This is a genomic window from Nocardia sp. A7, from assembly GCF_046549215.1.
GTDB lineage: Bacteria > Actinomycetota > Actinomycetes > Mycobacteriales > Mycobacteriaceae > Nocardia.
The window spans coordinates 226312-253207 of sequence record NZ_JAJPWE010000004.1 but is presented as its reverse complement, the minus strand read 5'-3'; the positions used below and the strand labels follow the sequence as shown (position 1 = coordinate 253207).

At 66.2% G+C, this 26896-nt stretch carries 16 protein-coding genes and 1 tRNA gene; 5 read left to right on the top strand and 12 right to left on the bottom strand.

Translation table 11 applies throughout. The annotated features are described in order from the left end of the window. Positions 1 to 7: 7 nt before the first annotated feature. Positions 8 to 9328 carry a fatty acid synthase subunit beta domain-containing protein gene (locus ACLJPD_RS23060; RefSeq protein ID WP_410874812.1) on the bottom strand — a complete coding sequence of 3107 codons (9321 nt, stop codon included), beginning with the start codon at positions 9326 to 9328 and terminating at the stop codon, positions 8 to 10. A 372-nt stretch (positions 9329 to 9700) separates the two neighbouring features. Here ACLJPD_RS23060 and ACLJPD_RS23055 point away from each other — a divergent pair. The 4 genes from ACLJPD_RS23055 (at position 9701) to ACLJPD_RS23040 (ending at position 12383) form a co-directional block, all read left to right on the top strand. Continuing rightward, positions 9701 to 9782: transfer RNA gene (locus ACLJPD_RS23055), tRNA-Leu, on the top strand. Positions 9783 to 9961: 179 nt separating this feature from the next. Then, a complete protein-coding gene (locus ACLJPD_RS23050; protein WP_410874811.1) occupies positions 9962 to 10396 on the top strand; it encodes a hypothetical protein in 435 nt (144 codons plus the stop codon). Further along, on the top strand, positions 10393 to 11445 hold the full coding sequence (locus ACLJPD_RS23045) for a tyrosine-type recombinase/integrase (RefSeq protein ID WP_410874810.1): 1053 nt from the start codon (positions 10393 to 10395) through the stop codon (positions 11443 to 11445). The genes ACLJPD_RS23050 and ACLJPD_RS23045 overlap by 4 nt, the downstream gene beginning before the upstream one ends. A 23-nt stretch (positions 11446 to 11468) precedes the next feature. Next, positions 11469 to 12383 carry a DUF2637 domain-containing protein gene (locus tag ACLJPD_RS23040; RefSeq protein ID WP_410874809.1) on the top strand — a complete coding sequence of 305 codons (915 nt, stop codon included), beginning with the start codon at positions 11469 to 11471 and terminating at the stop codon, positions 12381 to 12383. Positions 12384 to 12574: 191 nt separating this feature from the next. Here ACLJPD_RS23040 and ACLJPD_RS23035 read toward each other — a convergent pair whose 3' ends face one another. Next, the gene (locus ACLJPD_RS23035; protein WP_410874808.1) at positions 12575 to 13879 is read right to left on the bottom strand and encodes a tyrosine-type recombinase/integrase; all 1305 of its coding nucleotides are present in this window, start codon (positions 13877 to 13879) and stop codon (positions 12575 to 12577) included. A 1602-nt stretch (positions 13880 to 15481) separates the two neighbouring features. Between ACLJPD_RS23035 and ACLJPD_RS23030 the strand changes: the two genes are divergently transcribed. Beyond that, the gene (locus tag ACLJPD_RS23030; protein ID WP_410874807.1) at positions 15482 to 16087 is read left to right on the top strand and encodes a hypothetical protein; all 606 of its coding nucleotides are present in this window, start codon (positions 15482 to 15484) and stop codon (positions 16085 to 16087) included. 480 nt (positions 16088 to 16567) lie between these two features. Here ACLJPD_RS23030 and ACLJPD_RS23025 read toward each other — a convergent pair whose 3' ends face one another. From ACLJPD_RS23025 to arsD, 10 genes are all read right to left on the bottom strand, one after another. After that, positions 16568 to 18622 carry a PhoX family protein gene (locus tag ACLJPD_RS23025; RefSeq protein WP_410874805.1) on the bottom strand — a complete coding sequence of 685 codons (2055 nt, stop codon included), beginning with the start codon at positions 18620 to 18622 and terminating at the stop codon, positions 16568 to 16570. A 209-nt stretch (positions 18623 to 18831) separates the two neighbouring features. After that, positions 18832 to 19575 (bottom strand): aquaporin, encoded by a 744-nt coding sequence (locus tag ACLJPD_RS23020; RefSeq protein ID WP_410874804.1) that lies wholly within the window; start codon positions 19573 to 19575, stop codon positions 18832 to 18834. A 77-nt stretch (positions 19576 to 19652) separates the two neighbouring features. After that, the gene (locus ACLJPD_RS23015; protein WP_410874803.1) at positions 19653 to 20027 is read right to left on the bottom strand and encodes an ArsR/SmtB family transcription factor; all 375 of its coding nucleotides are present in this window, start codon (positions 20025 to 20027) and stop codon (positions 19653 to 19655) included. Between the two features lie 13 nt (positions 20028 to 20040). Further along, complete coding sequence (locus tag ACLJPD_RS23010; protein ID WP_410874802.1) at positions 20041 to 20853, bottom strand: response regulator transcription factor; 813 nt, start codon at positions 20851 to 20853, stop codon at positions 20041 to 20043. Next, a complete protein-coding gene (gene pstB, locus ACLJPD_RS23005) occupies positions 20837 to 21715 on the bottom strand; it encodes a phosphate ABC transporter ATP-binding protein PstB (protein WP_410874800.1) in 879 nt (292 codons plus the stop codon). The genes ACLJPD_RS23010 and pstB overlap by 17 nt, the downstream gene beginning before the upstream one ends. A 22-nt stretch (positions 21716 to 21737) precedes the next feature. Continuing rightward, entirely contained in the window at positions 21738 to 22628 is an 891-nt protein-coding gene (gene pstA / locus ACLJPD_RS23000) for a phosphate ABC transporter permease PstA (RefSeq protein ID WP_410874799.1), read from the bottom strand. Then, positions 22628 to 23614, bottom strand: a complete 987-nt coding sequence (pstC, locus tag ACLJPD_RS22995) for a phosphate ABC transporter permease subunit PstC (RefSeq protein WP_410874798.1) — start codon at positions 23612 to 23614, stop codon at positions 22628 to 22630. The genes pstA and pstC overlap by 1 nt, the downstream gene beginning before the upstream one ends. After that, entirely contained in the window at positions 23611 to 24567 is a 957-nt protein-coding gene (locus tag ACLJPD_RS22990) for a PstS family phosphate ABC transporter substrate-binding protein (protein ID WP_410874797.1), read from the bottom strand. Before ACLJPD_RS22990 ends, pstC begins: the two co-directional genes overlap by 4 nt. Positions 24568 to 24726: 159 nt before the next feature. Beyond that, on the bottom strand, positions 24727 to 26505 hold the full coding sequence (gene arsA / locus ACLJPD_RS22985) for an arsenical pump-driving ATPase (protein WP_410874796.1): 1779 nt from the start codon (positions 26503 to 26505) through the stop codon (positions 24727 to 24729). A 5-nt stretch (positions 26506 to 26510) separates the two neighbouring features. Continuing rightward, positions 26511 to 26888, bottom strand: coding sequence for an arsenite efflux transporter metallochaperone ArsD (gene arsD / locus ACLJPD_RS22980; protein ID WP_410874794.1), 378 nt, complete (start codon positions 26886 to 26888; stop codon positions 26511 to 26513). Positions 26889 to 26896: the final 8 nt, after the last annotated feature.

The window sequence follows — 26896 nt, the reverse complement described above, 5'->3', positions numbered from 1 at the left end:
CGGCAGCCTACGACGCTTCGGTCGGCTGCGCGGCGATTTGCCCGGTGCCGCAACCCCATCCGCTCGCGCTGTAGACACCGTCGGTGTCCAAGCGGGCCTGCGGCGAGAGCAGCATGTCGGCCTCGAGCTGACGAATCTGCTTGGCAGGCGTGCCGTCGGCACCGAGGCGACGATCGGCGGGCTTCTCGTACAGTGCCGACCCGCCACACATGGCCTCGGCGAACCGCTGCCTGCCCGCGAGCTGACGCGTCTGCGCCCGCTCCTGGTACTCCGCCCGCGCGGCCGGTTCGATCGCGGCCAGGAAGGCTTGCGGATGTACCACCGCGAGCAGCCCGGACACGTGACCGAAGCCGAGCGAGGTCACCAGACCCGCCTTCAACGCGAACTTCTCGCCGAAGCGCAGTGGTTCGCGCGCCCACACCAGGTGCGGGTAGTCGGCCATCTTCTCGTCGACACAGTCCAGGCTCCGGTTCGGCGGCACCACACCGTTCTCCAGCACCTGGCACAGGCCGATGAGCTGGAAGGCCGCCGCGCCGCCCTTGGCGTGGCCGGTGAGGCTCTTCTGCGAGACCACGAACAGCGGTGCGCCCTCGGTGCGACCCAGCGCGCCCGCGAGCCGCTCGTGCAGCTCCGACTCGTTGGGATCGTTGGCCGCGGTGGAGGTGTCGTGCTTGGAGATCACCGCGATGTCGTCGGGGGTCACGCCGAGCTTGCGCAGTTCGGCCGCCAGTCGCGACTCGCGCCCGCCACGCCCCGCACCCAGCGCACCGAGACCCGGTGCCGGGATGGAGGTGTGCACGCCGTCGGCGAAGGACTGGGCGAAGGCGACGACGCCGAGCACCGGCAGACCCATCTGCACGGCCACGTCACCGCGGGCCAGCAGCACGGTGCCGCCACCCTGCGATTCCACGAATCCGCCGCGCCGGCGATCGTTGGCGCGGGAGAAGTAGCGGTCGCTGATTCCCTTGGCGCGCATGCTCGCCGAGTCGGCGGTGGCCGACATGTCACCGAAGCCGACGATGCCTTCGATACCCAGGTCGTCGAACCCACCGGCGACCACGACCTCGGCCTTACCGAGCCGGATCTTGTCGACGCCTTCCTCGACCGACACCGCCGCCGTGGCGCACGCCGCGACCGGGTGCACCATGGCGCCGTAGCTGCCGACGTAGGACTGCACCACGTGCGCCAGTGCGACGTTGGGCAGTGCCTCCTGGAGGATGTCGTTCGGGCGCGGTTCGCCGAGCAGGTTGTCGACGTAGAGCGAGCGCATCGAGGACATGCCACCCATGCCGGTGCCCTGGGTGTTGGCCACCAGGCTCGGGTGCACCCAGCTCATCAGCTCGTCGGGGCTGAAGCCCGCGCCGACGAACGCGTCGACGGTGCAGACGATGTTCCACAGCGCGACCCGGTCGATCGAGGCGGCCATGTCGGCCGAGACGCCCCAGATGGTGGGGTCCCAGCCGGTCGGGATCTGACCGCCGACCACCCGAGAGAGCTTGGCCTTGCGCGGCACGCGAATCTCGGTGCCCGCCTGACGGGTGACGGTCCAGTCGCCCGAACCCGCCACCGGGCTGATCACCGTGTGCTCGGGATCGGCGGTGTGGAAGGCGCGCGCCTCGGCTTCGTTCGCGACCGTGAACGACAGGTCCTGGTCGAGGAACACCGAGGTGAGCAGCGGGGCCGCGTTGTCGAGCATGGCGCCGTCGTCTTCGTAACGGCGCACACCGCAGCGTTCGACGACGGTGTCGTGATAGCGCTCCGCGACTTCGGCTTCCGGCACGAAGTCACCGGATTCGGTGTCGTACCAGCCCGGCTTGGGTTCGTTCTCCCAGCGGATCAATCCGGTGGTCCAGGCCAGTTCGAGCACGCCGGCGGCCGAGAGCTGGTCTTCGACCTCCATCTCGAAGCGGGTGCGCGAGGAGCCGTACGGGCCGAGCTCACCCGCGCCGACGATGACGACCATGTCGCTCAGTTCCGCGGTGACCGGAGCCCAGTCCGGCACGGGCAGTGCCGAACTCAGCGTGGGCGGTGCGGGCAGTGCGGCGATCGTCGCGGCGGTAGCGGCTTCTTCGATCTTCTCGGCAGCGGCCTCCTGCGCCTGCTTGGCGAGCGCGGGCAGGTCGAGCTTGGCGCGCGCCAGACCACCGGTGAGGTCGATCTGCTGCGGTCCGGTGATCGTCACCTGACGGGCACGCGAGGTGCACCACTTGAGCAGTTCGTCGGCCATCTCGGCGGTCGACCAGGTGTGCACGCCCGCCTTTTCGACGGCCTCGACCATGGGGTCGTTGTGGCCCATCAGCCCGGTGCCGCGCACCCAGCCGATCAGCGCGTGCACCAGGGTGACGCGCGCGGCCCATGACTTCTCGGCCTTCCACTTCAGCACCACCGCGTCGAGCGCGGCCTTGGATTCACCGTAGGCGCCGTCGCCACCGAAGAGGCCACGGTTGGGCGAACCCGGCAGCACCACATGCAGTTTCGCGTCGACATCGTGGTCGGCGTTGAGGGCGGACAGGCCACCGATCAGCCGTTCCACCGACCAGAGCAGGACCCGCATTTCCATTTCGGCGCGGGCGCCCGCGTCGGCGAGGTCACCAGCGACGCGCGGTGCCGCGAACGGCAGCAGCATCGTCGGGGTCATCGCGTCCTTGACCTTGATCTTGGCGCCACCCGCGTTGTCGACCTGTTCGGTGCCGACCCAGTCGATCAGCGCGTCGAGATCCTGGTAGGAGGCCATGTTGGCCGGGACCACCCACAGCGCCGCACCGTGGCGGGCGTTGTCGCGGTAGAGCGAGCGGTAGAACCGCAGCCGCTCGTCGTTGAGGCCCGAGGTGGTGACCACTACGGTCGCGCCGCCGGAAAGGAGCTTGCCGGTGACCGCGGCCGCGATGGAACCCTTACTGGCACCGGTGATCACGGCGAGGTCGTCGGACCACAGGCCCGGCTCGGTGGTGTCGAGGGCGGCCTTCGAGATCTGCGCGTACACCCCGGCGAGCACGGAGCGGGCTTCGTGCATGGCCCGCTGACGCCACCAGTTCGCCTGGGCGGCAACGGCTTCACCGGAGCCGACGAAACCGTCGATCGACCGCTCCGCGGTGGCCGCATCGTCGCCGAGCCACATCTTCGCGAGGTCTTCGCGGGCAGTGGCCCAGCGGTCGTCGATGAGCACGGCCTTGCGGGCATCGAAGGCGGGTGCGACCAAACGCGGCCAGTCCGAGCCCAATTCGGCCGAGACGAGGTCGACGAGCGTGTCGGGAGTGGCTTCCGGCGCACTGACCTTCTCGCTGAGGCCGAGCTGGTCGAGCACGACTCGCGCCGCGGTGGCGAGCACGCCGTCGCGTCCGGTGATCTGCTCGGTGAACTCGCCGAGCGCCGCCGCGTCGACGGTGCCGCCTGCCGCGCCACCCGTCGATGGCATCGAGACCGCGACACCGCGCCGTGCGGCCACAGCCTGCACAGCGGCGTCGATGGCGGCGTCGATCGAGGCCGCATCGGTGAGCGCACCGCCGACGAGACCGCCGAGGTCGCCGCCGCGCACGCTGGCACCTTCACGGGTGCCGAGCGAGACCTCCGCGGTGACGTGGCTGGCCCAGCCGTCGCCGAGTTCCCAGACCTTCTTGACCCGGTCGGTGATGGCGGCTGGCCGCTTGCCCGACGGGCCGAAGACCTTGCGCAGGTGGTCGCCGATGGCATCGGTGAGCACCGTGCCGAAGGGCTTGTAGGTGCGCGCCAGGCGTTCGACGGTGGCGGCGAGTGCGCCCATGTCGGCGTCGGCGGCGCCGTCGATGGCACCGAGGGAGAGTTCGGCGCCGAGGTCGACGAGCAGCTGGTTGCGGCGCGAGGAGACACCGTCGCAGAGGCCTTCGATGGTGTCGACCGGGCCGATCTGGTCCATACGCAGCTTGGTCCACAGCGCGATGAGCACGCGGGTGGCGTCGGCGGCGCTGAAGGCGATGTCATCGGGGCGGGGGCCACCGGTCGCCACCGGGGCGGCGGCGACGGGCGCTGCCGTCGGTGCGGCTTCGGTCTCGACCGGGGTGTCGTCGATGTCGTCGACCGGGGCCGGATCGGTGTCGGTGGAGTACACGACCGCCGCGTCGCGTTCGACGTTGACGACCTCCACCGTCGTCCCACCGAACGCGGGCAGCTTCAGCGTCTGCGAGGCCAGGTTCGCCACGGTCGGGGTGGCGCCGAGGCCCACCTCGACGAAACGCTCGACGCCGAGGCCGCCGTGCGCGGTGTCGGTGAACAGCAGGTCCTGGGTCTCGATCCAGCGCACCGGGCTGGCGAACTGCCAGGCCAGCAGCTCGATCAGCACCACGCGGCACAGCTCGGCATCGCGCTGAGCCCAGTTGTCGAAGTCGGCCAGCACGGCCACCAGGGGCTCCGACGGCACGAGTTCGGCGATCTCGGTGAGGAAGGCGCGATCCAGCGAGAACGGACGGGGCACCAGGTTCGGGATGTAGCGTCCGACAAGGACTTCCGGATGCACCTCGGCGGGCAGCAGCTGTTCGAGCTTGTGCCGGAACTCCGGCACGCCGTCGCGCAGCACCGAAGAGTGGAACGGCACGTCGATGCCGGGCACCAGGATGAAGGCGCGCTTGCCACCGAATTCGGCACGGCGACGGTCGATTTCGGTTTCCAGCGCCTCGAGCCCGGCGACCGTACCCGCGATGGCGTACTGGGCGCCGCGCAGGTTGAGGTTCACCACCTCGAGGAATTCGCCGGCCTGGGCGCCGATGCCGTTGACGAAGTCGATCACCTCGGCGTCGGGCAGCCCGATCTGCGACGGGCGGATGGCGGCCATCCGGTAGTCGCTGCGGCCCTTCGCGTCACGCGGCACCAGCTCGTGCATGGCCGAGCCACGCTGGAACACCACCTCGAGCACGGCTTCCAGCGGCAGCACACCGGCCACGGCGGCCAGGGCGTTGTACTCACCGACCGAGTGACCGGCCAGCATCGAATCCTCCACGAACGCACCGGCTTCGCGCAGTTCCGCGACCTGCGCGACACCCAGCGTCGCCATCGCGACCTGAGTGAACTGGGTCAGGTGCAGCACGCCGTCGGGGTGCCGGTGTTCGACGCCACGCGCCTTGAGGTAGGTGGGGTTGTCGCGCACCACCGCCAGGATCGAGAAACCGAGGGCTTCGCGGGTGTGCGCGTCGGCACGCTCCCACACCTGCTTGGCCGCCTTCGAGCGGGTCAGCGCGTCCAGGCCCATCCCCTTGCGCTGGATGCCCTGGCCCGGGAAGGCGTACACGGTCTTCGGGGCGGCGGTGCGCCCGGTCGCGGTCATGACCAGGTCACCGTCGACGCGGCAGGAGACCTCGACGATCTCGGCGCCCGCGTCCACCGCGATCCGCTCCACTCGCACGTCCACGGTCGCGCCGGGGCGCACCATGCCGAGGAACCGAGTGGTCCATGCCGTGAGAGTGCGTGCGGGAACGGAACTTTCGGGATCCACCGCGACCACCGCGTGCTGGGCGGCGGCCGAGAGCCACATGCCGTGCACGATCGGGCTGCCGAGGCCGGCCAGCTTGGCCGCGGCGTCGGAGGTGTGGATCGGGTTGTGGTCGCCGGAGACCGCGGCGAACGCGTGCATGGCGCGCGGGGCGGCCATCTGCACGTCGCGGCGACGGCGGCGCGGGGTGTCGGTGGCGGTGTCGGACACCGCACCGGCCGCGCGCGGCGGATCGGTGAGCTCGCCGGCGCCGTTGCGGCCGCGGATGGCGAAGCGTTCGACCAGGCGTGCCAGCGGGGTGGCGTCGAGTCCCTGATCCAGGATCAGGCCGATGTTCACCACGACCTCGACCACGCGGCCCATGTCGGTGTCGACCACCGCGCCGCCCTCGGCACGAACGACGAGAATGCTTGTCTCGGAAGGCAGTTCGCTCAGCAGGTCGATCTGGTGATCCAGGTGGACCAGGTCGAGCATGCCCTCGATGACCGAACCTCCGACCGGGGTGCGGGCCGCGCCGAGCACCGCGAACACCGCGGGCCAGCAGGCGCCGACGAGGACGTCGGGAGCGGTGCGGCCGAGGGTGCTGAGGTTGTCGGGCAGACCCGAGCCGGTGACGCCGGCATGGTCGGCGATCAAATCGGGCATCCACGCCAGGTTGACGTGCGCCACCCCGGCTTTCACCTCGGGCAGCGACTTCCCGGCGGCCACGCCGAGCAGCGCCGACATCGCGGTTTCGGCATCGGCGTCGGTGATCACCGGCGCGCCACCGGAATACACGCTCGCGGGCACGGTGATGCGGATCCGCACGGAGTCGCGGGCAAGCGGCACCGTCAGCTCCACGTAGCTGAATTCGGCTTCGGGACCGGTGGTTTCGGTCAGCGTGGCGCCGGTGCCGTGATGCACCGCGCTCCCCTGCTCGACGATCCACTCCGAGACGTCGCCGAGGCGGTGTACCGGGTTGACGGTGGTGCGACCGGCCCACTGCACGTCGGGGGCGGCGAGCACGGTGTCGATCGGTCCCGCCACCACACCGGCGACGCGACGCGCGTCCACCGACTCGGGGACGACACCGGCCCTGACCATGCTGTACGCGGTGTCCTGTTCGAAGCGGTCGAGCAGCTCGCCGACCGGCTCGTCCACGCGAGTGATACCGGCGACGGCGACGGTGCCAGGAATGACGCACACCTGATCGGCCGAGTAGCGCGGATCATGGGCCTGCCACAGCGAATCCGAACGCCACCAGCGCCGCACATCGGCGTCGACGACGGGGACGAAGTTCACCGGCTTGCCCGGGGTCTTGCACAGGGAGACGAAGAACGGCACGTCGGCCGGGTGCAGCACGGTGTCGGCGACACTCGGGTACTGCTTCTTCAGCGCGCACAGCGCCTGCACCGGGTGCTCGAAGGCGTCGTCGTCGGCGAAGAGGGTTTCGATCTCGCCGCTGTCGGCCGGGTTGAGCCGCGATTCCGTGCGGCGCATCATCTCCGCGAAGCGGTCACGCCAGGTGATGTCGAGCCAGTCCGAGCGGGTGGCGTCGCGGATCGCATCGCCGATGTCGCTGCCGCAATCGAACGAGATCGGCACATCACTGGAAACAGCCAGGGACACATAGCGTTCCAGCCACTGCTGGTAGGTCATGGTGGCGACATCGCCGAAGTAGGGCTTGGCGGTGGCGTCGAGCGCCGCGATGATCTCGGCGCGACGGCTCGCCACGGCCTCGGCATCGCCTGCGACCTCGTCGAGCAGGCGGCCGGTGCGCGAGGCGGCGTTGTCGATCTCGTGGATGTCGGCGCCCAATTGGCTGCGCCCGGAGGCCATTCCACCGTTGGCCGTGCCCGCACCGACCCAGTCGGGGGTGCCGGGGGTGTCGACCAGCAGCTGCTTCACCTCGGGGGATGTGGTCGCCTCGAGGGTGGCCATGGCCGCGGTGCCGACGAGCACGCCGTCGAGGGGCATGAGCGGGTACCCGTGGCCGGTGGACCAGGTGCCGGTGAGGTAGTCGGTGGCGCGCTCGGGAGTACCGATACCGCCGCCGACGCAGATCACCACGTTGGCGTGGCTGCGCAGCTGGGCGTAGGTGGCCAGCAGCAGGTCGTCGAGGTCTTCCCAGGAGTGGTGCCCGCCGGCCTTGCCGCCTTCGATGTGCATGATCACCGGGTAGTCCGGCACGGCGTCGGCGATGCGCAGCACGGCCTTGATCTGGGCGACGGTGCCCGGCTTGAACGCGACGTGGCTGATGCCCGCCTCGGTCAGCTCACCGATCAGCGCCACGGCGTCGTCGAGTTCGGGGATGCCCGCGGTGACGATCACGCCGTCGATCGGCGCACCCGCCGCCCGCGCCTTCTGCACCAGACGCTTGCCACCCAGCTGCAGCTTCCACAGGTAGGGATCGAGGAACAGCGAGTTGAATTGCACGGCGCGGCCCGGCTGCAGCAGCTGACGCAGCTCGGTCATCCGGTCGGCGAAGATCTGCTCGGTGACCTGTCCGCCACCGGCCAGCTCGGCCCAGTGGCCCGCATTGGCCGCGGCCGCGACGATTTTCGCGTCGACGGTGGTCGGGGTCATGCCCGCGAGCAGGATCGGCGAGCGACCGGTGAGCTTGGTGAACGCGGTCTCGACGACGATGCGACCGTTGGGCAGGCGCACCGGCTTCGGCGCGAACGCCGACCACGGCGTCGACGGCTCGGGTGCGGCGCCGGGGGTGACGAGGCTGCGCTGACCGGCGCGAGTGGCGGCGGCGATCACGCCGACGCCGGTGCCCTTGAGCGAGCCGCCGGTCACCCGCGAAAGCAGGTCGCCGGGGCCGAGGTCGAGGATCCACTGCGCGCCCGCATCGACCACGGCGTCGACGGTGGCGACCCAGTCGATCGGGTCGACGAGCACCTGCTGGGTCAGGGCGGCGGCGAGGTCGGCGTCGAGCTCGCACTGGCGAGCCCAGCCCGCGACCAGCTCGACGGTCTCGGCGAGCGCCGGGTGGTGGAAGGCGACGTCGACGGAGATGTCTTCGAACACGGGCGCGAACACCGCGCCACCACGGGCCTTGGTCTCGCGCTCACGGGTCTGCTCGTCGTGCAGCTGCGCGCAATGCGTGCGCACCCGGTCGATCTGCGCGGGCGCACCCGAGAGCACGACGCGCCTGCGGCCGTTGCGGATCGACACCACCGCGGCGAGCGCGGGATCGACCCCGACGGCGACCTCGGCGACGATCGCCCGCAGCTGTTCGGGATCCACATTCGACACCGCGACCATCGGCGAGCGCTCGCCCACCGGCATCAGTCCACGCCTGCGCGCGACGAGCCCGGCAGCCGCGCCGACGAGCTGGGCGATGGCCAGCAGCTCCGCGTCACGCGTGCCGCCCGCTTCGACCGCCGCGGCGGCGAACAGCCCCTGCGAATGTCCGATGATCGCGACGGGCGCGTGCTCGGCCGGGTCGAGACCCTGCAACCGGAGCGCCCTCGTCGCGGCGAGCTGAGCCAACAGCACACCGGGCATGGACACCGCGACCGAACGCAGCACCGAGTCCGCGGGCGCCGACGACGGCTCCTCCGGCTCGTCGAGCTCGCTCTCGAGCACCCAACCCATGGGGTCGAACCCACCGGGGCGCACCACGAGAAGCTGGTTCGCGACCGGCTCGATCAGGACGGACGCCTCATTCACCAGCGCGGTCAGCTCGGGCTCCAGCGCACTGTCGCGCCCGATCTCCTCGAGCTCACGCAGCCACTGCGCACCCTGCCCGCCGAACGCCAACGCGTACCCCGCCCCGCTACGCAGCTGCTCCAACAGCGCCGCGCGGGCACCTCTCGCCGATCCACGACCGTTGGTCTTCGTGGTCGCTTCCGTGCCGATTGCGGTGCTCTCGTTGATCGTCAAGACGCTCGACTTCCTTCTCCTGGCGTGTCGCCCACCGACGGCACGCACACGTTTCCGGCAGCCCCTCGGGCCTGTTGAGAGCCACAATCGCACAAAATCATGAGGAAAGCCTCACGTTTCCGGCCCCGCCGAGCCCTACTCCACAGTATTTCCGTACGTCAGTACCAAAACCTTCTGAAACATGACTCAACCTCATGTTTGAACGCGCAGGTCCAACCCGTTACTCCGATTCTCAAACATGAGCGCCCCTCATATTGAGGTTTACCGAATCGTTATAATCCCAGGTCGTGTTACCCACGAGTACGCCACGCCGCCCCAACGCTTCGCACAGCCCGATTCGCCCGGTAGAGTTTGGACGGTCGTACACATCCAGCGCGAGTGGCGAAATTGGCAGACGCGCCAGATTTAGGTTCTGGTGTCCACGGACGTGGGGGTTCAAGTCCCCCCTCGCGCACAGATTCACGTCAGATATGACACTTGTTCGTGCCACGTGTTGGAGAGCACTCTCACACACGGAGGACGACCAGTGGAAACATACTCTGACCTGCACCGGTTACTGGCAAATCTGCCACTTCGCGACACTTCTGACCCCTGTGGGAGGTTTGCTGACACCCCTGGCGGGGGTGGTCAGCGGTGATCGCACCAGTCATCCCGCCACAATCGACGCTGCAGGAACTCGTCCACGGACCGCTGGCCGCGACCCGCTCGATCGGTCCGGCCGACGACAACCTAGTGATCGGCACCTGCACTGTCGGCGACGGTGGCCGGATTCTCGACAAAATCACCTTCGCCGCGTTGGACTTGAGTCGCGGCACTCGCCTCGAGCTGATATGCCTGGATGCCGGGGTTCTGCTTGCTCGTCCGGTACCCGACGGTGCCACCGCCGTCTCCGAGGGCGGCTACTTCCGGGTTCCCTACCGGTTGCGGCGCCGAGTGAGCCTGTCGATCGGTCATCGTGCCCTGCTGATAGGGCACCGCAGCCACCGTGCGCTGCTGATCCATCCACCGGCCGCCCTCGACCTGCTGTGCGCGCCGAGCCTGCAGCTGATGACGGAGGGCGCGCGATGACCGAACACGCCTCGTCATCCGCCAGCGCCGCGACGGTGGCCGCCGCACGGCTGTTGTTGACCCAGATGGGGTTGTCGCCAGCTGATCTCGTCATCCCCGACGCACAGATGCCGACTTTCGGCGAGCTGATTCCGAAGGTCCGGGCACGATTGTCCGAAGGAACGCTGCGCACCTACAACACCCACTTCGACCACCTACTCGCACAGTGGGCCGACCGTCGTCTCGACGAGCCGAGCAAAACCGACCTCGAAGAGATCGCCAGCCGCATCCAGGCAGACGCGCGGGTCAACCGCGCCTCACGCGGCGGCACCAGCGCGGTCGAGCACTTCATCAGCGCAACTCGCTGCCTCTACCGCTACGCCGAGGACACCGGCTGGATTCGGCCCTCCGACAACCCCGCCCGCAAACTCGCCATGCCGATCCGACAGCCGTCGCACCGCCAGGCCATCCCGTCGAATCAGCTCACCGAGATCTGCACCGTCGCGGCCACCACAGGCAACGACCCTGAACTCGACTCGCTGATCCTGCGGCTACACACCGAGACCGCGTGCCGCCGCGGCGGGGCCCTCGCGCTGCGTCCGCACGATCTCGACCCTGATCAATGCCTGATCTATCTGCGGGAGAAGGACGGCACCGACCGCTGGCAACCCGTCTCCCCCACGCTCATGCGACACCTACTCGCGCACGCCGAGGATCGACAAGGCCCGCGCACCGGGCAGTTGCTGCGCTACCGCAACGGAAAACCCATCACCAAAAGGCGTTTCGATCACATCTGGAATCGCGTCGGGCAAACCCTGCCGTGGGTGACCAGCCAGGGCATCAGCACGCACTGGCTGCGCCACACCACCCTCACCTGGGTCGAACGCACCTTCAGCTACGCCGTCGCCCAGAAGTACGCCGGGCACCACAGCAAGAGCCACGGCACCACCGCTACCTACGTCAAATCCGACCTCACCGAAGTCGCCGCCGCGCTCGCTGTGCTCACCGGCGAAACCCATCCGCTCGTGCCCGCCTACCAGCCCGACATGCCCGGGCCGTTCGCACGCTGAGCCCGCGACCGAAGGACATTCTCATGATCGACTTCGCTCTTACCGAGCCAGACCCTGCCGTGCGGACGACATATTCGCAGACGGATCCACCGAAAACGCGTGCGCACGCATTTTTCTGGACCGTGCTCGCCGCTGCGGCCACCGTCAGCATCACCGGCAACGCCACCCAAGCCCTCCTCCACGACACCGCACTGCCCGTCGTCGCTGCGGCGGTCGCGATCATCCCGCCCCTGGCACTGCTCGCCGCCGTGCACGGAGTAACCGTCCTCGCCCGTGCACACACCGCGACCCGAGCCACACGCTGGGTCGCAACCGCCATGACAGTCCTGATCGCCACCGGCGCGTTCTGGTTGTCCTTCACCGCTCTGCGGTCACTAGCCTTGACCGCCGGAGTTCCCCGCGGTGAAGCGTGGTTGTGGCCGTTGATCATCGAGGGCTCGATGGCCCAGGCCACTGTCGCATTGCTCGCGCTCGCCTACTCGACCCCGGGTCGCGGTCACCAGCGTGCGCACGCTGGTGACCGTGCGCCCACCGATTTATCCGAGCCACAGAATCTGTCGGTAGTGCCCGGCGAGGTCGCGCAGAAAGAGCTCGTGGTGGCCAGAGCTGTGCGCACGGTCCCATCCAGATCCCCAGACTGCAGCCGTGACTTCTCCGAACTGGCGACGCAGCTGTGCGCACGTGATCCAGCCCGGCGACGAGACCCCGAACTCGTCGCCAGAGCACTGGCCCATCACCATCTCGACGGCTGGAATCCCACGCGCATCGCCACCGAACTGAACAAGAGCCGCTCCACTATCAGCCGGATTCTCAGCGACGCCGCGGCCTTCGGAACCTTCGCAACCTCCAAGGAAAACTGTCTCCACAACCAGGCCGACCGTGCCGAGGCATCACCGTCCTCCGGCTCGGTCACGATGAATGCGGGGCCTCTCGAATGACGTGATTGCGCAAAGACTGTCGCCTGATTCCGCGAAGGTCTGGCAAATCGATCTCGACCGATGCCGACGCAGGTCCATGCCAGAGCCGTAGGCGTGCTCGGCACGAAGATCATGCTGCGGATGATTCCATTCCATTCCATTTCGGCCGCGTGGAATGGAATGGAATCCCGCCAGTCACGCGACCGATCGGGTCAGCCTTCGGCGTCGAGCATAGGCGCGCGGACCCGAGGCAGCCGTTGGCCAATCGTCTTCGCGGCGGATTCGCTGGGTCTGCGGTCGTTGTGACCGTAGACCCGGTCTGTCACGGCGACCGACTCGTGTCCAGCGTCACGGGATACCACGAAGATCGGCACCCCGTCCTGCAACTTCCACGAGATCCCGGTGTGGCGCAACATGTACGGAGTCAGGTGTTTGCGCCGTAGCGACTGCAATGCCGCGGGATAGCGGGTGATCAATTCCTCCGCATCGACGCCAGTCCACCTCGCCCGGTGAGTAAACGGCTGAAGATGCGCCTGAGCCAGAGTGTCGTTGCCCGCATTGAACGCCGCCACCGCACTGGCGAGTGCCTCCAGGCGCCGCAACGCCGGTTGCCACGCCTTCTCATAGAAGCTCGCGGCCGTGATCGGGCCCTTATCCTTAGTGCAGAACAAGTATTCATCGCCATCGCGGTCCAGATCGAGGCGCTCGAGAGTTTGGAGCGGCACATTGATGCTACGTTCTCCACGTTCGGTCTTCGGCGGACCCAAGACCAACCGCGAGCCAGCGTCTTTCCACGCCTTATCGATCTGCACCACCCCCGTCACAGGGTGCACATCGCGCACCAGCAACGCCCCGATCTCCGACGGCCGTGCCATCGACACCAGCCCGAACTCAGCCTGCGGACGCCACCGCGGAAAGATCAACTCCTCGAACAACTCCCACTCGTCATTGTCGAAGATGCAATGCTTTCGACCGCGATCGGCAGGTAACCGAACACCGGAGCACGGGTTGAACGGCAACAGCCCGAACGGGCGCTGATTCACCGCCGCCCGCAATCCACCCGAGAGGAACCCGTGCTTGTTGTGGATCGTGTGGGGTTTGTGGCCCTTGTCTTCCGCCAGGAACACGATCCACGCTGCGTCGCTGTCGGCAGTGACCGCGTCGAGAGTGGCTGTCGCCCCGAAGAACGGGACGACATCGTTGCGCACGTATCCGAGGTATTTGCGATGGACCGGCGGGGAGATACTGCCGACCTTCAGCAGTCGGTCTGCGTAGTCGGTGAGCCAGCCACCCAACAACACACCCCCGTCCGCACCCGCACGTCTGGCCGGCAAGATCGCCAAAGCCCGGTCCAGTCCGTGACGGTCGAGATACTCAGACCACCAGACCGCTTCCTCGTAATCCTCATCGAAACTCTCTGCCGTGCTGCGGCGAACCCCGTCTGTGTCGAAGTAGTGAAACGGGACCTGCCAATTGATTGTGCCGTCCTTGCGCTGGCGCGGCCGAGGAGCACTCATCGGAAATCCTTTCGTCGGACCCGAACACTCGTCTCATTGAGATCTCGGTCGCACCGACCGTGAATCTCGCCCGGCCACAACACGTCCCGGACCACTCAGCAACTGCGGATATCAGAGATCCGACCACGTATATGGTGGCCCCCAGCAGGAACTTTCGCAGCCGATCGACCGAATAGCACGGATCAGCTACCGGGACGCCATAGAATCCAACTCATCCCCGATGTCGATCGCACGTCACCATCACCTCGATCGACAGCCTCAAAGCCAGGAGGCCGACGATGAACGACGATCTGGACGTCGCACGCTCCGAACTTGAACAACCCGTTCCTGGTGCTCCCCACGAACCGACGTACCCGGTGTCCGCCGGAGCCCGAGCACTGGGCAAGTCCGAACGCTGGTACACGCAGCAACTCAGAGCTGGACGCTTCCCGGGACACAGAGCAGGCCGTACCTGGTTTCTCACCACCAGCGACATCGCCGCAGCCATCGAGGCCACCAGCCATCCGGGCAAGTCCTTAAAACGTGCGGCGAGTGCGGAGCCTCCAATCCGGCCCAACCGACCACAGCGCACCCGCCACCGCCGGCCGATTCCACCACAGGGCCGATAACAAGCGGCAGCCGAATAGCCCTTCCGATACCAGCGTCCGATAATGTAGTCGGCGACTATTGTCGACAACCAATCCTCGATATCTTATGCGCGGCCACGACCCGCCAACCCGCCAGACGCAATTGCCCGGTCGAAATCTCTTTGAGCACACTATTCACGCGATTGCACAGTCAATTGTGCGCGACAGGAATATTTCTGAGCGGAAAATACTCATCGCTGCAGAATTTTCGAGAATCAAGCCGCGCGCCGGGACGACGAGAGCGCAACGACTGAGCCAACCGAAACGGGCTTGATCGAGCTTGCTTCAGCTCGAAACGCACCCATCGGCGAACCGTCCAACCAGGCGGAAAGAAGCCACACTTGCGCGGATATGCGAACTGCGGGATGATGTATTTTGCAGGGTCGCAGGGTATTTAGGCCCTAGGAGGACTTGAACCTCTTCGGTGACCCTCTCATTTTCCCTGTTCAGGGACCCCTGCCTTCCTGGTTGAGTGCCGTTTCGGGACGTTTCGCGACCTTGCGAGAATCAAAATACCGGGTTAAGTGGTGACGCGTCAAAACCGCAGGTGGCATTCCGGCCCCACAACGCCCTGGTGACTCTGTCACCAGGGTCTGACCAGCATATTCTCGCGACCCTGACCCCGTGCGAGATTGGCCGAAGTGCGAGCAATCCATCCGGGGAGGCAGTCATCAGAACTGTGTTTTCACTCACATAGTGCCCTTGTCCTCGCTCACGCGGTCGAACCCGTAGCCCCTGAGTATCCGGCAGGAAGGTGCTGGCACTCGAGTTGCTGCGCAGCCAGGGGCTTCACAAGCACGTGCACGGCGACTCGCACATCGCGCCCCCAAAAGGAGAACCGACCATGCGTTTTGTTGAAATAGCTGCTCGACATCAAGCCACTAGCGGTGTTCAATTCGGTTTGCCAGGAGTTTCTTCGCAGGCGGCACCGCGACCATCCGTCGGCGATGCCGCGGCTGGGGGAGGTACATCCCGCATGACCATCGACATCAACTGCCCCGGTTGCGGTCAACTCGACTGCGTCCAGAGCGTGCCCGCGCTGAGTGCCAACGGGACCTCGACTTCCGTTGGGGCGGGATCGTATTCGGGGTTCGGGGTCTCATCGACTGGCTTCGTGCCAGTGATCGGAACCATGGTCGTCGACCGCAGACACACGACCGCTCTCGCGGCGAGTTTCGCCCTCTCACCTCCCCTGCGCCCGACAGGCCGTTTGACTCGCACGGGGTGGTTGCTGATGATCCCGGCGTTTCTGGCGCTGCCGCCATCGGTCGCGTCCGTGGTCGCGGAGAATCCCAGTCCCATATGGGCCAAGGTCGTTGCCGCGCTCTGCTTCGTAGGCGCGCTCGCCACCCCCGGGTTTCTGACATTGTCAGCGGCAAAGGGTCGGCGTCGCATCAACACACTGATCAAACGTGGACGCCCCAGCGCTCGCGCGTTGTGGCAGGCCGGCTTCTATTGCCATCGCTGTGGCACCGCGTTCTGGCCGTACTCCCCCACCCCGGCTATTCCTGGACGTCAACCGTTTCTGCCTCATCAGTATCGGTGGCATGTCTGGAATGCTGGCGGGTACGCCCGGTTCTGATCTGTATACGCCGTCCCAGCCTTCGAGATGCCCGCGAGCTACTGCATCGTTTGTGCCTGACACAGTTACGGGGCAGCGATCTTTCAGCTACCGGCTGACCACAGCCCGCTCGTGCCGGACCGGGCTGCTTGCTACAACGAACAGGAGACGCCGGAATCCTGCCTGTTCAATCGCCCGCCCCGACCCGTGACAGTGCCGTGCACGCGGTCGGGACAGTCCGTGTAGGTTCTCACTCCTCGCTTCATTTCACGGCGCGCTGACCTTGTCTTTGTTGCCGATCTGCCGATCTGATGCCCGCGCGCCTTCTCACGGTTCCCTTCATTTCCTAGCGCCAAAGCCTGAGCTGGCAACGTGAGTTGGGTCGACCAGGTGCGACCTCGCCAGGAAGCTGAAGGACTAGCCGCACCCCCGTAGCGATCGCCGCGATCGCTACGGGGGTGCGTTGCTCCGACCGGGAAGCGGGAGCAAGGAACCTCGGCATCAGCGGCCGATGCGGCCGCCGTTCTTCTTCCAGACGACCACAACCGACGCGCGGGGTTGCGCGGTGCCGCCGTCGGGCCAGTGGGAGGTCGGCTTGTCGGGGGTGGCGGTGTCGGACTCACCGGGGTGCTGCACGCAGACCACGACCCGGTTCTCCTCGATGATCGGGCCGCAGGTTTCGGCGCCGATCGGCACGGTCAAGAACTGCTTTGTCTCACCACGGTTGGGGCCGTCGAGGACGACGGAGAACAGGCCGTCGTTGGACTTCAGGGCGTTGCCGTCGGTGGAGATCCACAGGTTGCCGTAGGGGTCGAAGGCGACGTTGTCGGGGCAGGAGATCGGGCTGACCTTGGTCTTGTCGAAACCGGCGAAGTAGGTGTCGGCGGCGGCGGGGTCACCGCAGACCAGCAGCAGCGTCCAGGTGAAGCTGGTGCCCTTGTGGTCGTCAGTGATCTCGAGGATCTGGCCGTTCTTGTTCTGGTTGCGCGGGTTGGCTTCGTCGGGACCAGCGAAGCCTTCTTTGCCGCGGTTGGTGTTGTTGGTCAGCGCGACGTAGACCTTGCCGGTCTTGGGGTTGGGCTGGATGTCTTCGGGGCGGTCCATCTTGGTCGCGCCTGCCTTGTCGGCGGCCAGGCGGGTGAACACGGCGACCTCGGCGGCGCTCATGCCGTCGACGAGGGACTTGCTCTGGCCGTCGGCGCGGGCTTCGAGCAGCGGGAGCCACTGGCCGGTGCCGGTGAATCCCTTGTCGGAGGGGACCTTTCCGGTGCCGTCGATCTTGTCGGGGTGGTCGCCGGTGACCTTGGCGACGTAGAGGGTGCCTTCGGACAGGATGGTCATGTTGTGGCGGCGGGCCGCGGCACCGGTGCCGGACTGGACCTTCTTCGAGGACACGAATTTGTACATGTACTCGAAGCGCTCGTCGTCACCCATGTACAGCACAACCGTGCCGTCGCCGGTGACATAGATTTCGGCGCTTTCGTGCTTGAACCGACCCAGCGCGGTGTGCTTGACCGGGGTGGACGAAGCATCGAAGGGATCGATCTCAAGGGTCCAACCGAATCGGTTGGCTTCGTTGGGTTCCTTCGCGACGTCGAAACGCTTGTCGAAACGCTCCCAGTGGCGCGGGATATCGACCTTGCCGACGCCGTAGCGCTTGTGGCGTGCCGCGACCGCCGGGTCGCTGGCTTCACCGGCGAAGTAGCCGTTGAAGTTCTCCTCGCCCGAGAGCACCGTGCCCCACGGGGTGACACCACCACCGCAATTGTTCAGTGTGCCGAGAACCATTGTCCCCGTAGCGTCTACGGAGGTCTTGAGCAGGTCGCTGCCCGCGGCGGGACCCGTGAAACCGATCTCGGTGGTGGCGGTGACGCGTCGGTTGTACTTGCCCAAACCCGCGGTGAGCTTGCCGGTCCCGGCTTCGCCCTGCACCTCGACGACCGTCAAACCGTGTGCAGCCAAGGCGATTTCGTACTGCGCCTGGGTGACTGTGTCGGGAGTGAACCCGCGGAACATCATCGGCTCGGTGGTGTACTCGTGGCTGACGACCAGCACGTACTTGTTCGGTGCGCCCTCGACCGGTAGCAGTGCGGCATAGTCGGCGTTGAAGCCGAACTGCTTGGCCTGGGCGGCCGCGGTCTGGTTGTCGAAATCGAACTTCGGCGAATCAGCGAAAAGCGGGTCGCCCCAACGGATAACGACCTGCTGTTCGTATCCGTCGGGAATCACGACCTCGTCGCGAGTGTTGGGCGCGATCGCGGTGAACTCGGTGCCGGTTCCCGGGGAGCCCGCGGGATTGGCGGCCGGATCGGCCGGAGCGTCGTCGCCACAGGCGGCCAGGACGCTGCCCGCACCGACCGCGAGAACCGCGGCAGCGCCGCCCTTGAGCACGCCGCGGCGGGAGAGTGCGGAGACGATGTCGCCGAAGTACGCGCCGTCGGAGGTGTTGGAGACCTCATGGAAGCACGCATTGCCGCATTTGTACTGGCATGTCATGGAAGTGCGCGACGACTGACCGTCGTGCTTCACGAACAGGGCGAGTGGTTTGAGGTTCACGAAATCTCCCGAAATAGAGTGGTATTCGGGACGGTAGAGGCAGAAATGGATCGAAAAGAGTCCGGAAAGTGAATTTCAATCCAATTAGGCGACCCTCATAAAGTTGCATTTAGGCAGGTAGAACCTACTGTCAGGCCTGGGCTGGAGCGACAGTTTCGCGCGCGGCAGGTGATTGTTCACCGTCGCAGTTTACGTTGGAGAATGAGTTCTCAGTGATGGATATTTATCGATTTTCTCGGCCGAAGATCCACACCTCCGCTCTTTTCAGCGGCGAAGAATTGGGCACCGATGAACCCGCCCCCGCAAAGGGCGGCAAGTACGACAACGGCGGTATCGGTGGTGCCGTCTTCCCAGGATGTGTGCGGCAGGGTTGCGAGAACAAGCGCCGGGTTGGCCAACGAATACGACCAGCCGACCACGGTGATGACGTCGAGGTACCCACCCAATGCTGCGGCGATCGATGAACCGCGCCGCGCAGTGGCGAAGATCAGGAACAGCGCGACCAAGCCGGTGGCACAAACGAATTCGGTGCCGACCAGCCAGGTCGTCGCCGCAGTGTCGACAGCGGGAAGCTGTCGACCGTCGATCACCAGATCGATCGCAGTCAAAGCGACGAACGCGCCTGCGCCCTGCGCCGCGAAGTAGGCGAAAACTATCCGGCCGTCGTGGCGGAAACGGCGGCCGTCGAACCAAGCAGCCAGTGTGAGAAGGGGATTGAGGTGCGCACCGTGGGCGAGAGCCAGCAGGGCGCCGCAGGCGGCGAGCACGCTCACCGACACTGCTGCTGTCACCGATTCGCTGCTACCGGAGTGTCGAGACGCGTCGGTTGCCACCCGGATCATCGACAGCAGTGTCGCCAGCAGAGCTGTGCCGACGAACTCGATTGCCATGGCGATGCCGAGCCTCCCGGCCGCACCGAAAGGCACGGCTCGACGAGCGGGTTGGATCGACATATTTCGATCCTGCGGGGTGTCGACCCGGTGATCAAGGAACGGCTGGTGAACCTCAGATGGACAAGACGCTGACGGAGTCAGGAGGCGCAGTTGCTGCCCGGGCTCGCACGCAAGGGACCACCGGCGCGCAGAATCAGCTCCATCTCGTCGAGAGCTTCGTGCTCGACGCGGTACCAGCTCCACCGCCCCCGGCGGGTTCGCGACAGCACCCCTGCGTCGACGAGAATCCGCAGGTGATGACTGAGCGTGGACTGGGCGAAGTCGAATTCCTCGGCTAGGTCGCAGAAGCATGCTTCGCCACCGGCGGACCGACGCACCAGGATGAGGAGTTTGACGCGGATGGGGTCGCCGAGGGCCTTGAACAGGCGAGCGGCCACGGCGGGTTCGTGACCGGTAACGGTCGCGACTGCGGTGGTGCTGTGCTGTTCGGTGTCCTTCGGTGACGCTGCCATGGTGACATCGTGCTCATGTGCGGTGAACGTTCGGTGAACGTGGCGGCACGTCGAACTGGTAGCCCAGTCGACGGATCGCTCGGATCCATTGCGGGTTGTGTTCGTCGTCACCGAGGCGTCGTCGCAATCGCAGTACGTGCACGGTCAGGCTGTTACTCGATACCGGTTGGTCACCCCATAACGCGCGGACCAGATCCTTGCGCGGTATGACCGAGCCTTCGCGTTCGGCGAGGTAGCGCAGCAGCAGGAATTCCCTTGGGGGCAGCATGATCTGCTCCCCGTCGAGCCAGATCCGCGGGGCGGCGCCGTCGATACGCAGTCTGCCCAGGTCGATCACCATGGGGTGGATCGCGAGCGGCTCGGAGGCGACTGCGAGGGACTGCAGGATCGCGAGTAGTTCGCGGCTGCGGTAGGGCCTGGGTATGACGGCGGTCACGCCGTGCTCGGAGGCTCGGGCGGCGAACGCGCCGTCGCCCGAGCCTGCGGCCACCAGTACCGGGATGCCGGGTTCCTCGGCCCGCAGGATCTCGAGGAAATCGATCGCGGACAGCCGCCCGACCGCTGGTCCGAGTAACACCGCGTCCGGACAAGTCCGTCCGAGAACGAGCAGTGCCTGTGCCGGGTCGCTGCACACCCGTATTTCGACCGGTTGCCCAGCCAGTTCCACACCGAGGGTTCGGGCGATGTCTGCCTCGTCGACGACCAACAGGGTCATCCGGTCACGGATGGCACCGGTGACGCAGGCGCGGCGACGGGCATGGAACTGCGAGTAGCCCAATTCCCATGCCTCGGTGAGCGGGTCGGGCATCTCAGCCGAACCGGCCACTGATGTAGTCCTCGGTTCGAGGGTCGACGGGATTGCCGAAGATCTGCTCCGTGGGGGCGTATTCGACCAGGGCTCCGGTGCGCTGGCCCTTGTCGTCGGCGGCTGCGGTGAAGAACGCGGTGCGCTGGGAGACTCGGGCGGCCTGCTGCATGTTGTGGGTGACGATGATGATCGTGAACTCCGAGGCGAGCTCGGTCATCAGGTCTTCGATCTTGCCGGTGGCGATCGGGTCGAGTGCCGAGCACGGCTCGTCCATCAAGATCACTTCCGGGGAGGTGGCGATCGCGCGCGCGATGCACAGGCGTTGCTGTTGACCGCCGGACAGACCGAACGCGTTCTCCTTGAGCTTGTCTTTGACCTCGTCCCAGAGCGCCGCCCCGCGCAGTGCCTGTTCGATGAGTTCGTCCATGCTCTCGATCTGCATGCCCGTCACGCGGGGGCCGTAGGCGACGTTGTCGTAGATCGATTTCGGGAACGGGTTGGCCTTCTGGAACACCATGCCGATGCGGCGGCGGACTTCGATGACGTCGACACCGGCGCCGTAGATGTCGGCGCCGTGGTAGGCGACACGGCCTTCGACCCTGGCTCCGGGGACGAGGTCGTTCATCCGGTTCAGGCAACGCAGGACGGTGGATTTGCCGCAGCCCGACGGTCCGATCAGCGCGGTGATCTCTTTGCTGCTGAACGACATGGTCACATCCGAGACCGCCCGGAAGTCTTTGTAGTAGACCGCGAGGTCGCGCAGGCTGATCACGCCGTCGGGTTGCCCGCCCACCGCGGGCAGGGACTGGGTTGGTTCGATCTTGATGCGGGTGGATCGTCGGCCGCTGCCCGCGGTGAGGTGGGAATCTGCTGTGGTCATGGTCTTCTCCTTCATGACGGGTTCACCACTGGCGCTGGTAGCGGTTGCGCAGCCAGATCGCGACAGCGTTCATGGCCAGCAAGACGATGAGCAGGAGCAGGATCGCGGCGTAGGCCAGGTCGCGGAAGGCTTGGCGGTCTTGCGGGACGAGGTTGTAGATCTGCACGGGCAAGGTGGTGTAGCGGTCGAACACCCCGTCCGGGTTGAAGGTGACGAAGGTCGTCGCGCCGACCAGGATCAGCGGGGCCGCTTCACCGATCGCTCGCGACAACGCCAGGATCGACCCGGTCGCTATGCCGGGGATCGCCGAGGGCAGGGTCTGCTTCCACGTGGTCTGCCACAGCGTGGCGCCCAATGCCAGGGAGCCGTCGCGGATTTCGCGCGGAACCGCGCGCAGCGCTTCGCGGGTGGTGATGATGACGACCGGCAGGATCAACAACGCCAAGGCGATCGCACCGGCCAACACGACACCGCCGATCGCGAACGGGCCGCGCACCACGAACGCCAGGGTGAGGATGCCGTAGATGACCGTCGGCACCGCCGCGAGGTTCTGAATGTTCAACTCGACCAACCGATTCCATCGGGAGTTCGGGTCGGCGTATTCCTCGAGGTAGACCGCGGCGGCGATACCGAGCGGCAGTGCGAACGTCGCGGTCAGCACGCACACCCACAGCGTTCCGTACAGGGCAGAGGCGACGCCGGAGGTCTGCGGTGCGATCTTGGAGGGCTGGTTGGTGACCAGGTCGAGGTCGAATCGGGCGACGCCCTTCTGCACGATGATCGCGAGCACGAAGAACAGGAACACGCACACGATCGCCAAGCTCGCCCACAGCAGCATCGCGAAGATCGTCGAGGGTGCCGAACTGTGGTTTTTGCTGGTCAGATCGGGGCGGATGATCGATGTCGAGGTCATCAGTAGGCCTGCCTGTACTTGCGGACCAGACGGATGCTGATCATGTTGATCACCAGGGTGATCACGAACAGCAGTGCGCCGACCGCGAAGAGCGAGTAGTACACCGGGCTGCCCTGGGGTGCGTCGCCGCTGGCGATCTGGGCGATGAACCCGGTCATGGTCTGCGCGCCCTCACGCGGATCGAACGACAAGTGCGCTTTGCTGCCCGCGGCGATGGTGACGATCATCGTCTCGCCCACCGCACGGGAAATACCGAGCACGATCGCGGCGACAATGCCCGACAGCGCGGCCGGGAACACCACGCGCACAGTGGTCTGCATCCGGTTGGCGCCCAACGCATACGAGCCCTGGCGCAACGCCAGCGGCACCGCCGACATGGCGTCCTCGCTCAGCGAGGCGACGGTCGGCACGATCATGAAGCCCATCACGATGCCCGGAGCGAGGTTGGTGTAGATCCCCTGGAACTCGAAAATGCTGCCGAGGATCGGTGTCAACGCGGTGAGTGCGAGGAATCCGTAGACGACGGTGGGGATGCCGGCCAGGATCTCGAGCAGCGGCTTGAGCACCTTGCGTACGCGCTGCGAAGCGTATTCGCTGAGATAGATCGCGACACCCAGGCCCAGCGGCACGGCGACGGCGAGCGCGATCAGGGTGATCATCATGGTCGAGACCACCAAAGGCAGCACACCCCAGGACTTGTCGTCCCAGGTGAACTTGTCACCGAACGCGGCGGTCCATTCTGTGCCGAACAGGAACTCGCCGAGTCCGACGTGCTGGAAGAACGTCCCGAGCGGAACGATCAGCGACAGCACGATTCCCACGGTGACGACCACCGAAAAGAATGCCGACGACATCAGCGCGAACTTGATGATGCGTTCGCCGACCCGTGCCGAGCGCGCGCTCAGGTCAGCGGTCTCTCCTTGCCACACGCCGGGATGGCCCCCCGCGGTCGAGGGGCCATCGGTCGTGCGGTGACCAATGGTCACTTAGCGCCCGCCTTGGCCTTGAGATCAGCCAGGGCGGCACGGGTCTTGTCCTTCTGGGCGTCGGTGAGCGGCACGAACTTCGCGGCCTCGACGATGGTGTCGTTGCGGTCGATGTAGAACTCGGCGAACTTCTCGACCTGCGCCTTCTTCACACCCGTGTCAGAGACGTAGATGAACAGCGGGCGAGCCAGCGGCTTGTAGGTGCCGTCCTGGGCTGCCTTGACCGAAGGAGCGACGCAACCGTTGCCGCCGTCGATCTGGACGGCCTTGAGCTTGGCTTCGTTCTCCTCGAAGTAGGAGAACCCGAAGTAGCCCAGCCCACCCTTGGCGCCCGCGACACCCTGGACGGTGATGTTGTCATCCTCGGTCGGGTTGTAGTCCTTGCGGCTGTCGCCTTCTTTGCCGTTGATGACACCGGTGAAGTAGTCAAAAGTGCCCGAGTCAGGGCCCGCGCCATAGAGATTGAGCGGCTCGTTCGGGAACGACGGGTCGACCTCGTTCCAGCTCTTGACCGTGGAGGAAGGCTCCCAGATCTTCTTCAGCTGCGCCACAGTCAGGCAGTTCACCCAAGTGTTGGCCTTGTTCACCACGACGGTGAGCGCGTCGTTGGCGACGTGCAGTTCGCTGAACTGCACGTTCTTGTCGGTGCAGATCTGCTTCTCGGCGTCCTTGATCGGACGTGAGGCGTTGGAGATGTCGGTCTCGCCGACGCAGAACTTCTTGAAACCGCCACCGGTACCGGAGGTGCCAACGGTGACCTGGACGTCCTTGTGGTCCTGCATGAACAGCTCACCCGCGGCCGCGGAGAGGGGTTCGACGGTGCTCGATCCGTCGATCACCACCGGGCCCGACAGGGACGGACCCTCCGGGTCAGCACCGCACGCGGACAGGGCCAAAGTCAGTGCCGCGACAGCGCTTGCGGCGGTCAGGTGCACGCGGGTGCGCTTGATCATGGGTGGGGCCTCCAGTCATTGCCCGGATCCGGTGTAGGCCACCGGATCCCTCATCTCGGGACCCTTGAATCCAAATATTTCGATGTGACGGTGAGATGAACGGACGGCGACTCGACACCCTATGGATCGATAAATTTCGATTCGAGATGTTTGGTGTGGCTATTCGCCTGCCGAGACCGGGGCGTCGCCGGACAGCTCGGCCAGCCGATCGGTGCCTGTCGGCTCGCAGCTGAGCATCGGGACGATCGCATGACGACGGCTGTATCGCGTTGCGACAGCCTCGATATGGGCTACCTCGGTGGCGGCACGGGCGTGCAACAGCGCATCGGTGGGGTGGGCTGCGGCGAGGGAGTTGTTCAGGACCCATGCCCACGGGGTGATGGACGCGCGTTCCAGATCCGCACAGAGTTCGACGGATTCGAGGATGGGTGTCGATTCCGGGGAGGTGACGACGAGGATCTTCGTCTGAGCGGGATCCTGCAACCGCATGAGCGGAGTGGTGAAACTGCGATCAGCGCCGAGGTTGCGACTGATCTCGCGGTGATAGGCGCCAGTGGCATCGAGCAACAGCAGGGTATGGCCGGTCGGTGCGGTGTCGACGACCACGAAGCGACGCCGCGACTCGTGCACCAGACGTGAAAACGCTTGGAACACAGCGACTTCTTCGGTGCAGGGCGAGCGCAGATCTTCGGCGAGTGCCGCGCGGCCCTGCTCGTCGAGATCGGCTCCGCGGGTGCGCAGCACCCGCTGCCGGTACTGCTCGGTCGCCTCGTCGGGGTCGATGCGTGAGACCTGCATGGTGGCAAGACCTGTGCCGAGGGTGTCGGTCAGGTGCGCGGCGGGATCGGTGGTGCTCAGGTGCACGTCGTGGCCGCGGGCGGCCAAGGCAATCGCGATCGCGGCGGCGATGGTCGTCTTACCGACACCGCCTTTGCCCATGCACATGATCAGGCCATGGTCATCGAGAGCCAGCTCATCGATCAGCGCCGCCAGCGGAGCAGGCTCGATGAGCGGTTCAACGCAGTCAATGGGCTCGGAAACCGTTGCGGCGGAGTCGAAGAGCATGCCCAGTGCCTGCACGCCGACCATCTCGACGGGCTTGAGGGCGATCCGGTCGCACGGCAGCTGGGCCAGCGATTCGGGCATCGCCGCGATCGCCGTATTCTCGCGACGGGTGATCGCGGCGGCGAGATCGTCCTGTGTATCCGTCTGTGGCAGAACGGCATTGATGATGAGGTGTCCGGCTTTGACGCCGATATCGGTCAGCTCGTCGTAGGTTCGGGCGACCTCGCGTAACGCCGCGCTTTGGGCGCGGGTGACCAGGACCAGACGCGTGAGCGCTGGGTCGGTCAGTGCGTGCACCGCGGCGGCATAGGTTTCGCGTTGCGCGTTCAGTCCGGACAGTGGTCCGAGGCAGGAGGCGTCACCGCTGCCCTGCAGGTATTCGGTCCACGCTCCGGGCAGTTGCAGCAGTCGGATCGTGTGGCCGGTCGGGGCGGTGTCGAAAACGATGTGATCGAACTGCGCGAACTGGGTGGCTGCGGGGTCGAGCAGCGCGGTGAATTCGTTGAACGAGGCGATCTCGGTGGTGCACGAGCCCGACAACTGTTCGGTGATGGTGTCGATCTCGGCGGCGGGCAGCAGCCCGCGCACAGGTCCGATGATCCGTTCGCGGTAGGCGGCCGCGACCTGGTGTGGATCGATCTCCAACGCCGACAGGCCGGTCACCGCAGGGATCGCGGTGACCGACGCGCCGATGGTCGTGTCGAAGACGTGTCCGACGTTGGAGGCGGGATCGGTGCTGACCAGCAGCACCCGGGCACCGCCGCGGGCGAGCGCGATCGCCGACGCACAGGCGACCGAGGTCTTGCCGACCCCGCCTTTGCCGGTGAAGAACACAAAACGCGGGGCATCGGTCAAGAAGGCGGGGGTCTCCACAGTGATCAGCAGCAGCCGGGTCCGCTGCAGCTGTCCTCGGCTATATCGAGCAAACCCACACCCTGCGGCGGGCTCACCTGGCTGGTGCCCGCCCACAGGGTGATCTCCTCACGCGTCGGATAGCGGCCGGTCAGCGCGGTGACACCGTCGACCAGGACGAGCGGAAGCCCTTGCGAGCCCGCGACTTCGAGAAAACTACGGACGGCGTCGTTACCCGCGAAGGCCACAGGCTCCGATGCCATGTTGAACCGGCTGATGTCTGCGCCCTGGCTGCGCAGCCAGTCCAGATCGGCGGAGAAACTCACCAGGGCTTGGTCGACATCAGGCCCGCACACACCGGTGTTGCAGCACAGTGCGGGCTCGAATACCTCGATCTTGCTCATCAACATGT